At 70.4% G+C, this 13,488-nt stretch carries 12 protein-coding genes; 10 read left to right on the plus strand and 2 right to left on the minus strand.

The genetic code is table 11. The features are described from left to right. Nucleotides 1–45: 45 nt before the first annotated feature. The 6 genes from IFT73_RS04000 (at nt 46) to IFT73_RS04025 (ending at nt 4,325) form a co-directional block, all read left to right on the plus strand. Nucleotides 46–993, plus strand: coding sequence for a hypothetical protein (locus IFT73_RS04000; protein WP_192166473.1), 948 nt, complete (start codon nt 46–48; stop codon nt 991–993). A 42-nt stretch (nt 994–1,035) separates the two neighbouring features. Continuing rightward, nucleotides 1,036–1,731, plus strand: coding sequence for a type 1 glutamine amidotransferase (locus IFT73_RS04005; RefSeq protein ID WP_192166474.1), 696 nt, complete (start codon nt 1,036–1,038; stop codon nt 1,729–1,731). A 69-nt stretch (nt 1,732–1,800) separates the two neighbouring features. Beyond that, a complete protein-coding gene (locus tag IFT73_RS04010) occupies nt 1,801–3,399 on the plus strand; it encodes a hypothetical protein (protein WP_192166475.1) in 1,599 nt (532 codons plus the stop codon). A gap of 34 nt (nt 3,400–3,433) precedes the next feature. Further along, entirely contained in the window at nt 3,434–3,661 is a 228-nt protein-coding gene (locus IFT73_RS04015) for a hypothetical protein (protein WP_192166476.1), read from the plus strand. Nucleotides 3,662–3,711: 50 nt separating this feature from the next. Next, nucleotides 3,712–3,939: a hypothetical protein gene (locus tag IFT73_RS04020; RefSeq protein ID WP_192166477.1), complete on the plus strand. Its 228-nt coding sequence runs from the start codon at nt 3,712–3,714 to the stop codon at nt 3,937–3,939. After that, a complete protein-coding gene (locus IFT73_RS04025) occupies nt 3,936–4,325 on the plus strand; it encodes a type II toxin-antitoxin system VapC family toxin (protein ID WP_192166478.1) in 390 nt (129 codons plus the stop codon). The genes IFT73_RS04020 and IFT73_RS04025 overlap by 4 nt, the downstream gene beginning before the upstream one ends. Nucleotides 4,326–4,392: 67 nt before the next feature. On the opposite strand, the gene IFT73_RS04030 is transcribed toward IFT73_RS04025, so the two are convergent. Next, complete coding sequence (locus tag IFT73_RS04030) at nt 4,393–4,962, minus strand: Dps family protein (RefSeq protein WP_192166479.1); 570 nt, start codon at nt 4,960–4,962, stop codon at nt 4,393–4,395. Between the two features lie 142 nt (nt 4,963–5,104). On the opposite strand from IFT73_RS04030, the gene IFT73_RS04035 reads away from it, so the two are divergent. Both IFT73_RS04035 and IFT73_RS04040 read left to right on the plus strand, forming a co-directional pair. Beyond that, complete coding sequence (locus tag IFT73_RS04035; protein WP_192166480.1) at nt 5,105–5,362, plus strand: GlsB/YeaQ/YmgE family stress response membrane protein; 258 nt, start codon at nt 5,105–5,107, stop codon at nt 5,360–5,362. Between the two features lie 89 nt (nt 5,363–5,451). After that, entirely contained in the window at nt 5,452–6,303 is an 852-nt protein-coding gene (locus tag IFT73_RS04040) for a hypothetical protein (protein ID WP_192166481.1), read from the plus strand. A gap of 9 nt (nt 6,304–6,312) precedes the next feature. On the opposite strand, the gene IFT73_RS04045 is transcribed toward IFT73_RS04040, so the two are convergent. Then, a complete protein-coding gene (locus IFT73_RS04045) occupies nt 6,313–9,468 on the minus strand; it encodes an EAL domain-containing protein (RefSeq protein WP_192166482.1) in 3,156 nt (1,051 codons plus the stop codon). A 474-nt stretch (nt 9,469–9,942) separates the two neighbouring features. On the opposite strand from IFT73_RS04045, the gene nrdR reads away from it, so the two are divergent. Beyond that, a complete protein-coding gene (nrdR, locus tag IFT73_RS04050) occupies nt 9,943–10,443 on the plus strand; it encodes a transcriptional regulator NrdR (RefSeq protein ID WP_056607911.1) in 501 nt (166 codons plus the stop codon). Nucleotides 10,444–10,539: 96 nt separating this feature from the next. Continuing rightward, a complete protein-coding gene (locus tag IFT73_RS04055) occupies nt 10,540–13,485 on the plus strand; it encodes a vitamin B12-dependent ribonucleotide reductase (RefSeq protein WP_192166483.1) in 2,946 nt (981 codons plus the stop codon). The last annotated feature ends 3 nt before the right edge of the window (nt 13,486–13,488 follow it).

The following is a 13,488-nucleotide window of genomic DNA, read 5'->3' on the forward strand; positions in this document are numbered from 1 at the left end:
GGGCTGACGCCCACCTCGTCTCTGACGTCCCCGGCGGAGGACACCGTGCGGAGGCGGGGGGTCCCCGCACTCGCGCTGGCGCCGCTCGCGGCACTCGTGTGGTGGGGCGCCGGCTTCCTGCCGTGGATCGTCGACCTCTTCGGTCGAGACATCCTGAGCACGAACGGCTTCTCGCCCGCGGCCCTGCCGCTGCTGTCGGGCAGCAGTGCAGGCGGCCTGGTCGTGAGCGCAGGCGTGGGCGGCGTCCTGGCGGGCCTGGTCGTCACGCTCCGGCGCGGTCGCAGGGTGCCCGCCGTCCTGTCGGTCGTGGCGGGCACGGTCGTCGCGCTGGTCGTCGCGATCGTGCAGGCGCGGGCAGCGCTGGGCGACGGCTCCGGCGCGGCCGGTCCGGTCGACGTCCGCGTGCTCGACGGGCTCGCGGCACTCGTGGTCGTCGTGACGGTGGTCGGACTGGCCGTCGGTCTCGGGGCGCTGCTGGGGCGTCCCGGGCTCGGCGTCGCGCTGGCCGCGGTCGCCGGACTCGCGCCGATGTGGGCGTACGCGCTGGCCGTCGCGGTGACGAGCGAGGTCATGACGTCCACGCACGCCGACGCGGTCACCCGGTGGCTCGGAGCAGCCGTGCTGGTCGTCGCGCTCGTCGTCATCGGCGTCGCGCCGGTCGTCCGCGTGATCTGGTGGGTGCCGGCGCTCGTCCTGGCGTGGATCGCGGCGCCGACCGCCACTGCAGCGCTCTACCTGGGCACGTCGGTGTCGCGCGGGCCGCGCTCGGCCGACGCCGTCCGCGAGTACGTCTCGGCGTCGTGGCAGGTGTGGCGGCAGTCGGCCGAGCCCCAGCAGCGCCCGCTGGCCCCCTGGGTCACCGCGATCGTCCTCGCCCTCGTGGTCTCGGCGCTCGTCGCGCTGCGCACGCGGGCGCGCCCCGAGTGCCCGGCGCCCGACACCGAGGTCGTCAGGCGTGACCCGCCACCGTCCGACGGCCCCGCCTGGCCGTAGCGGCACGCCCCTGCGTTCGTCGCGGTAGGCGACAATGGGCGCATGCGGATTCACGTGGTCGCCGACGCGGCCGACAACGACGGCGGCTACGTCACCGAGCGTCTCGCCGAGCACGGGGCGGAGCTCGTCGAGGTCGACCGTGACGCCCTCCCGGCCTTCGACGCGCTGGGCGCGTCCGACCTGGTGCTGCTGCTGGGCTCCGACAAGTCGGCGCACGACGAGCGGTGGACCGACGCCGTGACGTCCGAGATCCGGCTGATCCGCGGTGCCCTCGCGGCGGGCACCCCCGTCATGGGCATCTGCTACGGCGTCCAGGTCATGGCCCGGGCGCTGGGCGGGACGTCGTGGAGGTCCGACCGGCCCGAGCTCGGGTGGCAGCGGGTCGACACGATTGACCCGCTGCTGTGCCCCGAGGGTCCGTGGGGCCAGATGCACAAGGACGTCTTCTCGCCCGGTCCGACGTCGCGCGTCATCGGCACGTCGTGGCGGGGACCGCAGTGCATCGTCGACGACGCCTGGGGCGCCCGGGCGATCGGCTGGCAGTTCCACCCCGAGGTCACCCCCGAGACGTACGAGCGCTGGGTCGCCGAGGGCTACTACGGCGACACGGGGGAGGACCCCAAGGACCTCGTCCGGCAGGCCCGCGCGAACGCCCCGCGGGCCCGCAACCTCGCCCACACGCTGACCGACAGCGCGCTGCGCTACCTGGGCGTCACCGCCGCGAGCAGCGCGACGTGACCGACCCCCAGCGTGCCGCGGGCTGACGCGGTCGTGACGTCGTCCGAGCCGCGCCGAGGCAGGGGCCACGTGACCCGGGTTCTTGCGGTCGTCCTGCTGCTGGGCCTGGTGACCCTCGCGGCCACCGACACGGCGCGACGCGGCGGCACCGACGGGCGCGTCGTGCCGTACTCGGCGGCCGACGTCGTCAACCCGATGCGGGGTCAGTTCGACAACATCCTCACGGGCCTGTTCCCGCAGTCGAACGACGCGCAGGACGGCCTGCCGGCCTGGCCCGGCACCCGTGACGCCGCGATCCGGGTCACGTGGCGATCACTGCAGCCGGTCGATCCCACGACGCTGCCGGACGACGCCCCGGACGACGAGCGCTACGACTTCTCCCAGATCGACCGTGCGCTCGAGCAGAACGGCGAGCGCGGCATGCGGCTGGGCCTGCGCATCACGACCTACGACTCGTGCTGCGACCCGTCGCCGCCGGGCGGCGTCAACCTCGCCGTGCCCGACTGGCTCGCCGCGACAGACGGGGCCGTCGAGCGGTACGAGCGCGACGGCGTCACGCAGGTCATCCCGGCGTGGAACAGCCCGGCCTACCTCGACCGCTTCGACCAGCTGCTGGGTGCGCTGGGGCGACGGTACGACGGCGACGAGCGCCTCGCGGTCTTCGAGATGTCGGGCTACGGCGACTTCGGCGAGAACGTGCTGCCGGTGCTGCGCGACGAGCTCGGACGTCCGGGGCCGTCGGGCGACGAGAGCGAGGCGGCCCTCGGCTACTACAGCCAGTACGAGGACCAGTTCATCACCGCCGGCTCGGCGACGCGGCTGGTCGCGGCGAACCTGCGGGCGTTCCCGCGTACGCAGATGGTCACGGCACCGGGCAACGCGTTCATCGTCAAGCAGCTGATGCGCGACAGCGCGGCGCTCGACGGCGTCGTGCACCCCGTCGGCGTCCGGTCCGACTGCCTGGGGGTCTTCGACACGCTGCCGACGTGGGCGACCGACGAGTCGTCCGAGTACGTCCGCCGGGGCGACCCGATCGTCGAGGTGCTCGCCCGGCGGCTGGTCGAGGCACCGGTGCTGACCGAGTGGTGCCAGCTGCCCGAGGGCGAGTCGTCCGCCGACTACTACCGCAGGGGTCTCGCGTCGGTCGTCGAGCGGCACGTCTCCATGACGTCCAGCAGCGGTTTCCCCGACCAGCTCGCCGACCGTCCGATGGACCGTGGCGACCACGAGCTGTGGCGACGGGCCAACGTCTACGCGGGCTACCGGTACGACGCGGCGGCCACGGTCGTCGCCGACGGGGGAGCCGTGCGCGCCGACGTCACGTGGACCAACCGCGGTGTCACGTCGACGCACGAGCGGTGGGACGTCACGTACCAGCTGCGGGACGGGTCGGGGCGCGTCGTCGCGACGACCGCGTCCGACCTCGACCTGCGCGACGTCGACACGTCGCAGAAGGGGGCCTCGTCCGTCCCGACGCCGGCGACCGCCCGCGACACCGCACGGTTCGACGTGCCGGACGCAGCCGGCCGGTACACCGTCACGGCACGCGTCGCGTGGGGCGAGCACAAGCCCGGTGCGACCACGACGTTCGAGGCCGGGCCGATGCGGTTGGCGATGACCGGTGGCGACGACGGGACGTACGAGATCGGCTCGGTCACGGTCCGGTGAGCGACGGGCCGGGCCGACGCGTCACTATGGACGCATGAAGCGTCCGAGCGGTTACGAGTGGGTCGTGCGCGACAAGGAGGTCGTGATCTCGCACCACGGCGCCGAGGCGTCGGTGCTGCGCGGCGAGCGGGCTCACCAGTTCGTCCGCGAGGTCGAGCGCGGCGACCCGCAGCTGCTGATGGCGCGCATCGTCGGCGGCACCTACAAGGCGCCCGACGAGCGCCGCACGGGCCCCAAGCCGAGGCCCCGCGGACGGCGCTGAACCACGACTCATGCATACACTCTGCATGTAGTGCCCGGTAAAGTGCATGCATGACTGGTCTGGTGCAGATCCGCAACGTCCCCGACGACACCCGTCGCGCGCTCAAGGCCCGCGCGGCCTCGCTGGGCGTGTCGCTGAACGACCTGCTGCTCGGGCTGCTGGTCGAGGAGGCGTCGCGTCCGACTGTCGCGGAAGTGCTCGCCCGCTCGAGAGCGCACAGCGAGATGTCGGCTGTGTCGTCGGTCGATGCCGTCCGCGCCGGCCGCGAATCCCGGTGACGATCGTCGTCGACTGCTCGATCGTGCTCGACGCGCTGGTCGCGCGGGACGGCGTGGCAGCGAGTGAGCTTCTCTCCCGTCACCGTCTGACGGCACCGCACCTGCTCGACGTCGAGATCGTCTCGGCTGTGCGCGGGCTGGTGCTGGGTCGCCACCTGGGCGCTCATCGGGGCCGAGACGTCCTCGACCGCTACGAGGACCTGCCGGTCACGCGGTGGGCCACCGCGGACGACCTGCGGCGTCGGGCGTTCGAGCTGCGCGACAACTTCTCGGCGTACGACGCGGCCTACGTCGTCCTGGCCGAAGCCCTCGACTGCCCCCTCGCCACGCGCGACCTGCGGCTGGCGCGCGCCGCCGAGCGCCTCGTCGACGTCCTGGTCGCCTGACACCCCCGGCACAGCACGAAGCCCCGACCCAGCGCATGGATCGGGGCTTCGAGATGAGGGACGGACGTCAGTCGGTGACGTCCGCGTTGTCGTGCGCGGCCTGGGCGGCCTTCTTCTCCGAGCTCGCGCCGTCGGTCGACAGCTTGCCGCCGGTGCTCTCGAGGTGGGCGCGGATGAACCAGTGGAACAGCTCGAGCTGACGCTGCTGGCCGATGATCATGTCCTCGGTGACGGGGTCGAGGTCGGACGTCGCCTCCTGCGCGTTGCGGTGGTCCTTCAGCAGGTTGACGTAGACCTCGTCGAGCGCCCCGAGGTGCTCGTTGGTCGTGGCGCGACCGAGGGAGTAGTCCTCCCACGAGCGGCCGTTGACGATGGCGCCGGGGGTGCCCAGCGGGGACACGCCCAGCGTCGCGATGCGCTCGGCGGTCTCGTCGACCATCGCGATGACCTCGTCGACGTGCGGGTCGATCATCTCGTGGACGGCGATGAAGTGCGGTCCGACGACGTTCCAGTGAACGTGCTTGAGGGTCAGGTGCAGGTCGTTCAGGGCGTTGAGACGCTCCTGGAGGATGCCCGCGAGCTTCTCGCCCTCTTTGGTGGTCAGGCCGGGAATGGTGAATTTCGGTGAAGTAGCCATGGCAGACGAGTACCCCTTCCCGGCGGCTTCATGCGTGTCGGGCAAAAGTCGCTTCGGCGGGTCGGAACCGCTAGCGTCATGGGCTGCCGCCGCGCGCACACCTGCGCATCCGCGTCGGCTTCACCACCAAGGGAGGAACCCCATGGGCATCATCGGATTCATCATCGTCGGTCTCATCGCAGGCTTCGTCGCCCGCGCGCTCGTTCCGGGCAAGGACGACCTCGGCATCATCGGCACCATCATCCTCGGCATCGTGGGCTCGTTCATCGGTGGCTTCCTCGGATCGCTGATCCAGGACGGCCCCGCCGACATCACTGCCTCCGGCATCATCGGCTCGATCATCGGTGCGATCATCGCGCTGCTCGTCTGGCGCAAGGTCGGCGGACGCTCGCGCGTCTGAGCCGCCCCGACGGACCTCCCCGCCGCCCCCTCCCGCCGCGTGCGGGAGGGGGCGGTGCTGCGTGCGGAGGGTCGCCGTAGATTTGACCCATGGCCTTGATCGTCTGTCCTCTGTGTGTCCGCGAGGACGACGTCCACCTCGTCCGCACCCTCGAGGACGGACGCAAGGAGGCCCGCTGCGACGACTGCGACTTCGCGTTCGTCTACGGCGCGCCGGTCGAGGCCAAGAAGGTCGCGGCACCCCGCCGCCGGACGTCGACGCCCCGCGCAGCGGCCCCGTCGGTCGTCCCGATCGCGGCGGTGGCCAAGCGGTTCCCGACCGTCGACGACGTCGAGCTCGTCGACCGTCAGCGCGCCGAGCTGCTGAAGCAGCAGTACCTCGCGACGGTGCCGTACGAGCCCGGTCCGCTGGTCGGCCAGCACTGGACCAAGTACCGCTGGGTGTTCTCGGCCGACGGCCTCGAGAAGGTCGCGATCGCCGACCTCAGGTACTTCGCCGACTCGCCGATCGGCGGCTCGACGGGCGACCCGACGGCCTTCGACAAGGCGTGGGTGCTGCTCGGCGAGTTCGAGGCGGCGCGGCGCATCCGGGCCGTCACCAACCACCTGCTGCGCGGTCCCGGAGAGCTCGAGGACCGGCTGACGGCGCTGGTCGACGGATCGTTCGCCCAGTCGATGCCGGCGTGGGACGAGGCGCTGCTGACCAAGACCCTGGCCGTCGCCGACCCGTACCGCTTCGTCCCCGTCATGACGTACGCCGACAAGAAGGCGCTCGCGCAGTCGGTCTACGGCATCGAGCTGCCGATCGTCGACGAGACGTCGCTGACGATCGGCCGGCTCGCGGTGTGGAGCAACGACCTGCTGGTCTCCCTGGCGGGCGACGGGTTCGACGACCTGCACCACGTCGCGACGTTCCTGCGGTGGGCCGCGACGCAGGGGTAGCCCGGCGGTCTAGGCCGGATCGGTCTCGACGACGTCGGCCGCGAAGCGGTCGGTCAGGATGCGCGACGAGCGCAGGGTCTCGACCGGCACCGCGGGGCTCCACAGCCAGCCCTGGGCGAGCCCGCAGCCGCGGACGCGCAGGGCGTCCAGGTGGGCCTGCGTCTCGACGCCCTCGGCGACGACCTTGAGGCCGAGCGAGCGGCCGAGCTCGATCAGCGAGCGGACGATCGCGAGGGAGTGGGCGTCCTCGGGGATGTCGGTGATGAAGCCGCGGTCGATCTTCAGGACGCTGATGGGCAGGTCGCGCAGGTAGGCCATCGAGCTGTAGCCGGTGCCGAAGTCGTCCAGGGCGATGTCGAAGCCGTGGTTGCGCAGGCGCTGCAGGATCGCGATCGCGAGGTTCTGATCGGTCATGATCGCGCTCTCGGTGATCTCGAGCATCACGGTGCTGGGCTCGAGACCGGCCGCGGCGACGGAGTCGACGATGTAGTCGGCCAGGCTCTCGTCCGACAGGCTCTGGCCCGACAGGTTGATCGCGACGTACATGTCGTCGGGCATCGTGAGGTCGGCGCGGAGCTCGCTGACGTCGCGCAGGGCCCGGCGGATGGCCCACCGGTCGACGTCGGTCGAGCTGGCGCTGAGCTCGGCGAGGGCCACGAACCGCTCGGGCCGGATCTCGCCGAGCGTGGGATGGTGCCAGCGGGCCAGGGCCTCGACGCCGACGACCTCGCCGGTGCTGACGTCGATGACGGGCTGGTAGTGCATGTCGAGGGCGTCGTTCTCGAGGGCGGCCAGCAGCTCGCCGCTGACGACGTGCCGCTCCTCGGTCTGGGCGGCGAGCTCGGAGTCGAAGACGCGCACGCGTCCGCGACCCCCGGTCTTGGCGGCGTACATCGCGGAGTCGGCGAAGCGCACCAGGTGCTCGCTGGACTCGGCCGGCGACAGCGCGACGCCGATCGTCGCGCCGACGCGGATCGTGTGGTGGCCGACGTGGTACGAGCCCGACAGCTCCTTGAGGATCGTGGACGCCGCGTAGCGCGCGACCTGCTCGTCGACGTCGTGCATCACGACGATGAACTCGTCGCCGCCGAAGCGGGCGACCACGTCGTCCCCGTCGGTGCTGGCGAGCAGCCGCGCGGCGACCTCGACCAGCACGTCGTCGCCGGCGCTGTGGCCGCGTCCGTCGTTGACGTCCTTGAAGTGGTCGAGGTCGATGAACAGCACGGCCACGCGGGACGTCGACCTGAGGTCGATCGTGTCGAGGTGGTCCATCAGCGTCTTGCGGTTCGACAGGCCGGTGAGCGAGTCGTGCTGCGCGGCGTGGCGCAGCTCGTCGACGGCGCGCAGGCTGTCGGTGATGTCGGAGATCATGGCGAGCGACCCCTGGCGGACCCCGTCGACGTCCGGCATGGGCGAGGCCGCGACGTGCAGGCGCCGGGGCGAGCCGTCGGGGTGGTCGAACGTCACCTGGAAGCGCTCGGAGCCGCGGTCCTGGCGGGTGTGGACGCGGTCCTCGACGAGGTCGCGGTGCTCGCCGCGCAGCAGCGCGAACACGGGTGTGCCGAGGACGGCGTCGACGTCGAGGCCGAGCATCGCCCCGATGCGGACGTTGGCGTAGGTGATGAGGCCGTCGGGCGAGATGACGAGCATGCCCTCCTCGGCCGTCTCGGCCATCGCGCGGTAGCGGGCCTCCGACGTGCTGAGCGCCTTCTGGGCGGCGACCTCGGCCGTGACGTCGCGGACCGTCGACACGATGCCACCGACCTCGGTGTCGAGCAGGTTGGTCGACGTCTGCTCGATCCACCGCCACGCGTCGTCGGCGTCGCGGACGCGGAAGCGCCACGTGTGCGACTCGGTGTGCGTCAGCACGCGTTGCCACTGCGCCGCGGAGTCGGGGAAGTCGTCGGGGTGGATCGCCTGCACCTGCTCGTGGATCGGCTGGTCGTAGCGCTGGCCGAACATGCGAAGACCCGGGGGAGAGGCGTAGATCGTGCTGCCGGCGGCGTCGTGCATCACGACGAAGTCGCGCGAGCGGTCGGCGACGACGTCGAAGAACTGCTGCAGCTGCATGCGGGCCCGCTCGCTGTCCTGCAGAGGCCGCTGGTCGTGCAGCACGGCGGCGCACCCGCTCGGCTCGCCGTCGGCGTCGCGCAGCACCGTGATGTCGGCGCGCACGGCGATGGGGCTGCCGTCGTCGGCGCGCAGCACGCGGTCGCGCTGCAGCGTCTCGACGCCCTCGAGGCGTGCGGTCTCGATCGAGCCGAGCTCGGGCGCGACGTCGTCGGCGTGCATGATCCAGCTCATCGGCCGGCCGATCAGCTCGTTGCGGCTGCGGCCCACCAGGGTGCAGAAGGCGTCGTTGACGGCGACGAACGTCTCGTCGGGGGAGTGCATCGTCTGCGGCAGGCGCGACTGCTCGAATCGTGCCCTGAACCGGGCCTCCTCGCGGCGCTGCTGCAGCTGCACGAGCTTCTGCTCGGTGATGTCGGTCGAGTTGCCGACGACGGCCCGCACGTCGGGGTCGTCGCGCAGGTCGCTGACCACGATGCGACTCCACGAGACCGTGCGGTCGGCGTGGACGAGCCGCACCTCGAGGGTCTCCTGCGCGCTGCGCCGCGTCGCGACGGCCTGCCAGGCGGCCTGGGCCGCGGGACGGTCGTCGGGGTGGACGAACTGCAGGCCGAGCACCCCGACGACGTCGTCGATCTCCCAGCCGAGCCGTCGGGGGAGCGCGGACGTCACGGACGTCAGGGTGCCGTCGTCCTGGATCGTGAAGACGATGTCGGCCGCGTTGCGCACCAGCGACTGCCAGCGGCGCTGCTCCGACGCCAGGTCGCGCTCCTCGTGCACCCGGTCGGTCTCGTCGATGACGGCGACGACGATCTCGTGGCCGACCGCCGTCGCGACGAGCTGCACGTAGAGCTCGTCGACGTCGTCGGACCGCAGGGCCACCTGCGCCTGGCCGGTGTCGCCCTCGGCGGCGGCCGCGACGCACTCGGCGATGTTCTCGGCGTCGGCCCGCGTGGCCCCGAACGTCTCGAGCCGGTGCCCGATGAGGTCGGCCGGGCACAGGCCCATCAGCACGACGAGACCCGCGTCGGCACGCAGGATCGTGCCGTCCTGCGCGCTGACGGTCACGGTGGTCGCCAGATGAGGGGAGTGCATCGTGCTGCGTCTCCGGTCTGTCGGCCTGTGGTCGGTCCCTCATCGTAGGACCGAGGCGGTCCGTTGTGGGGCAGTTCCGCAACGGATGGTCGCGCGGCGCGTCGGGACCTTGGTCATCATGGCGACCGCGGCGGTTTCGACGGCTCCCTTCGGCGTCCCGGGAGCCCCCGGACACGCGTGTCGGCCGTGACGGGTGTGACTCGCACTACCCCTGACCTGCGCTTTCGTTGCGGCCCCGGCACATACCCCAGGAATGTCGGACGTGTCTGCGAAGGTCGTTGCACCGATCGTGCTCGACGCGTATGGTTACCACTACATCTAGTACTTACACCCATGTAGTTCTCCACATGTGGGTCCACAGGATGTCGCGGTCAGTGCACAGGTTTCGGCCCGAGTGCACAGCCTGATCCACAGATTCGTCCCCAGGCCCGTATGTCGGGTCCACGTCCCAGCCGCCCCGGAAGGAGCACCCTCATGCACTGTCCGTTCTGCAAGAACACCGACACGAAGGTGCTCGACAGCCGTGTGGCCGACGAGGGGGGCGCCATCCGGCGTCGTCGGGTGTGCGCCCAGTGCGAGAAGCGGTTCACGACGATCGAGCAGATGCAGCTCATGATCGCCAAGCGGTCCGGTGCCACCGAGCCGTTCATCCGCGACAAGGCCGTCGCGGGCGTCGCCAAGGCGTGCAAGGGGCGTCCGGTCTCGGCCGACGACCTGGCGCGTCTGGGCCAGCAGGTCGAGGACGCACTGCGTGACCGCGGTGCGGCCGAGATCCCGGCGCACGAGGTCGGCATGGCCATCCTCGAGCCGCTCAAGGCGCTCGACGAGGTCGCCTACCTGCGGTTCGCCAGCGTCTACAAGGCGTTCGAGTGCGCCGACGACTTCGCCGCCGAGATCGCGACCCTCATGGTCGCGGCCGCCGACGGCGAGCTGGCCGAAGAGGCGCGCAGCAACAGCCCCAAGCACGGCGGCTGAGGCACCACCAGAACTTCCCAGCAGTACCCGCACGTCCAGCACCACCCCGTACGAACTTCACACACGTATGCACGGCAACCACACAGGAGCAGCACGATGACAGAGACGGTCAGCGGATCCACCGGATCCCCGCGCAAGTCCAGCGCCAAGGCCAAGGCGGGTGCCGGTCTGACGATCGAGCGCGTCTACACGACCGAGGGCGTGCACCCGTACGACGCCGTCACGTGGGAGCGTCGCGACGTCGTCCAGACCAACTGGAAGACCGGCGAGACCGTCTTCGAGCAGCGCGGCGTCGAGTACCCCGACTTCTGGAGCGTCAACGCCTCCACGATCGTGACGACCAAGTACTTCCGCGGCGCCGTCGGCTCGCCCGAGCGTGAGCAGAGCCTCAAGCAGCTGCTCGACCGCGTCGTCCTGACGTACACGCAGGCCGGCCGCGACAACGGCTACTTCACGACCGAGGAGCAGGCCACGATCTTCGAGCACGAGCTGACGCACATGCTCCTGCACCAGGTCTTCAGCTTCAACAGCCCCGTGTGGTTCAACGTCGGCACGTCCAGCCCGCAGCAGGTCAGCGCCTGCTTCATCCTGGCCGTCGACGACTCGATGGACTCGATCCTCAACTGGTACAAGGAGGAGGGCCTGATCTTCAAGGGCGGCTCCGGTGCCGGTCTGAACCTCTCGCGCATCCGCTCGTCCAAGGAGCTGCTCCGCTCCTCGGGCGGCACCGCGTCCGGTCCCGTCTCGTTCATGCGCGGCGCCGACGCGTCCGCCGGCACCATCAAGTCGGGCGGCGCCACGCGTCGTGCGGCCAAGATGGTCGTCCTCGACGTCGACCACCCCGACATCGCCGAGTTCGTCGAGACCAAGGCCAAGGAAGAAGACAAGATCCGCGTCCTGCGCGACGCCGGCTACGACATGGACCTCGGCGGCGCCGACATCACGTCGGTGCAGTACCAGAACGCCAACAACTCCATCCGCGTCAACGACGAGTTCATGCGCGCGGTCGAGAACGGCACCGAGTTCGGTCTGCGTGCCCGCACCAACGGCGAGATCATCGAGACCGTCGACGCGCAGAAGCTGTGGCAGGACATCGCCCAGGCCGCGTGGGCGTGCGCCGATCCCGGCATCCAGTACGACGGCACGATCAACGACTGGCACACCTCGCCCGAGGCCGGACGCATCACGGCGTCCAACCCGTGCTCGGAGTACATGCACCTCGACAACTCGAGCTGCAACCTCGCGTCGCTGAACCTGCTGAAGTTCCTCAAGGACGACGGCTCGTTCGACACCCAGACGTTCGTCAAGGCCGTCGAGTTCATCATCACCGCGATGGACATCAGCATCTGCTTCGCCGACTTCCCGACCGAGGCCATCGGCGACACCACGCGCGCCTACCGTCAGCTCGGCATCGGCTTCGCCAACCTCGGCGCGCTGCTCATGGCGTCCGGCCTGGCCTACGACTCCGACGGCGGCCGCGCGCTGGCCGGCTCGATCACGTCGCTGATGACCGGCACGTCCTACCGCCGCTCGGCCGAGATCGCCGGCGTCGTCGGACCGTACGACGGCTTCGCGCAGAACTCCTCGGCGCACGAGCGCGTCATGCGCAAGCACCAGGCCGCCAACGACGAGATCCGCACGCTGCACTCGATGGACATCGACGTGCACCGTGAGGCCGCCAAGCAGTGGGCCGACAACCTCAAGATCGGTGCCAAGAACGGCTGGCGCAACAGCCAGGCGTCGGTCCTGGCGCCCACCGGCACGATCGGCTTCATGATGGACTGCGACACGACGGGCATCGAGCCCGACTTCTCGCTGGTCAAGTTCAAGAAGCTCGTCGGCGGCGGCTCGATGCAGATCGTCAACCAGACGATCCCCGCGGCGCTGCAGAAGCTCAAGTACAACGTCGAGACCATCGAGGCCATCGTCGAGTACATCGCCGAGAACGGTCACGTCGTCGACGCGCCCGGCCTCAAGACCGAGCACTACGAGATCTTCGACACCGCCATGGGCAAGCGCTCCATCAAGCCGATGGGTCACGTCAACATGATGGCCGCCTGCCAGCCGTTCCTGTCGGGTGCCATCTCCAAGACGGTCAACCTGCCCGAGACGGCCACGGTCGAGGAGATCAAGGACGTCTACTTCCAGGGCTGGAAGCTCGGCCTGAAGGCGCTCGCGGTCTACCGCGACAACTGCAAGGTCGGCCAGCCCCTGTCGGACGGCAAGGAGGCCAAGTCGTCCGGTTCGGTCGAGGTCAAGGAGGTCGTGCGCGAGGTCATCGTCGAGAAGCCGATCCGTCGTCGTCTCCCGAAGTCGCGCCAGGCCATCACGACGTCGTTCTCCGTGGGCGGCGCCGAGGGCTACATGACCTCGGGTGCGCACGAGGACGGCTCGCTGGGCGAGATCTTCATGAAGCTGGGCAAGCAGGGCTCGACCCTGGCCGGCATGATGGACGCCTTCTCGATCGCGATCAGCATCTCGCTGCAGTACGGCGTGCCGCTGGAGACGTTCGTCAGCAAGTTCACGAACATGAAGTTCGAGCCGGCCGGTCTGACCGACGACCCGGACGTCCGCATGAGCCAGTCGATCATGGACTACACGTTCCGTCGCCTGGCCCTGGACTACCTGGACTTCGACACCCGTTCGGCTCTGGGCATCCACTCGGCCGACGAGCGTCAGCGCTACCTCGACACCGGTTCGCACCAGGTGCCCGACAACGCCGGCACCACGGCCGCCGAGCTCGTCGACGAAGCTCCCTCGCCCGCGCCCACCTCGCTCGCCAGCGAGGGAGCGCCAGCGACCGAGCGTGAGGGCGGAGCCCGAGGCGAGACCAACCTCGACGTCTCGGTCTCGGGCGACAGCCACGAGGCAGCCGCCTCGAAGCCCGCCCCGGCCACCGCCCACACGAGCGCCGAGCTCTTCGAGCAGATCACCGGATCCGCCGTCGACTCCCCGCTCTGCATGACCTGCGGAACCAAGATGCGTCCCGCCGGCTCCTGCCACGTGTGCGAGGGCTGCGGCAGCACCAGCGGCTGCAGCTGATCA

The sequence above is a fragment of the Aeromicrobium sp. CFBP 8757 genome (assembly GCF_014841755.1).
In the GTDB taxonomy this organism is placed as follows: domain Bacteria; phylum Actinomycetota; class Actinomycetes; order Propionibacteriales; family Nocardioidaceae; genus Aeromicrobium.

Coding starts and splice junctions, on each gene's coding strand:
- IFT73_RS04005 (WP_192166474.1), top strand. CDS start 1,036: ATGCGGATTCACGTGGTCGCCGACGCGGCCGACAACGACGGCGGCTAC.
- IFT73_RS04015 (WP_192166476.1), top strand. CDS start 3,434: ATGAAGCGTCCGAGCGGTTACGAGTGGGTCGTGCGCGACAAGGAGGTC.
- IFT73_RS04020 (WP_192166477.1), top strand. CDS start 3,712: ATGACTGGTCTGGTGCAGATCCGCAACGTCCCCGACGACACCCGTCGC.
- IFT73_RS04030 (WP_192166479.1), bottom strand. CDS start 4,962: ATGGCTACTTCACCGAAATTCACCATTCCCGGCCTGACCACCAAAGAG.
- IFT73_RS04035 (WP_192166480.1), top strand. CDS start 5,105: ATGGGCATCATCGGATTCATCATCGTCGGTCTCATCGCAGGCTTCGTC.
- IFT73_RS04040 (WP_192166481.1), top strand. CDS start 5,452: ATGGCCTTGATCGTCTGTCCTCTGTGTGTCCGCGAGGACGACGTCCAC.
- IFT73_RS04045 (WP_192166482.1), bottom strand. CDS start 9,468: ATGCACTCCCCTCATCTGGCGACCACCGTGACCGTCAGCGCGCAGGAC.
- nrdR (WP_056607911.1), top strand. CDS start 9,943: ATGCACTGTCCGTTCTGCAAGAACACCGACACGAAGGTGCTCGACAGC.
- IFT73_RS04055 (WP_192166483.1), top strand. CDS start 10,540: ATGACAGAGACGGTCAGCGGATCCACCGGATCCCCGCGCAAGTCCAGC.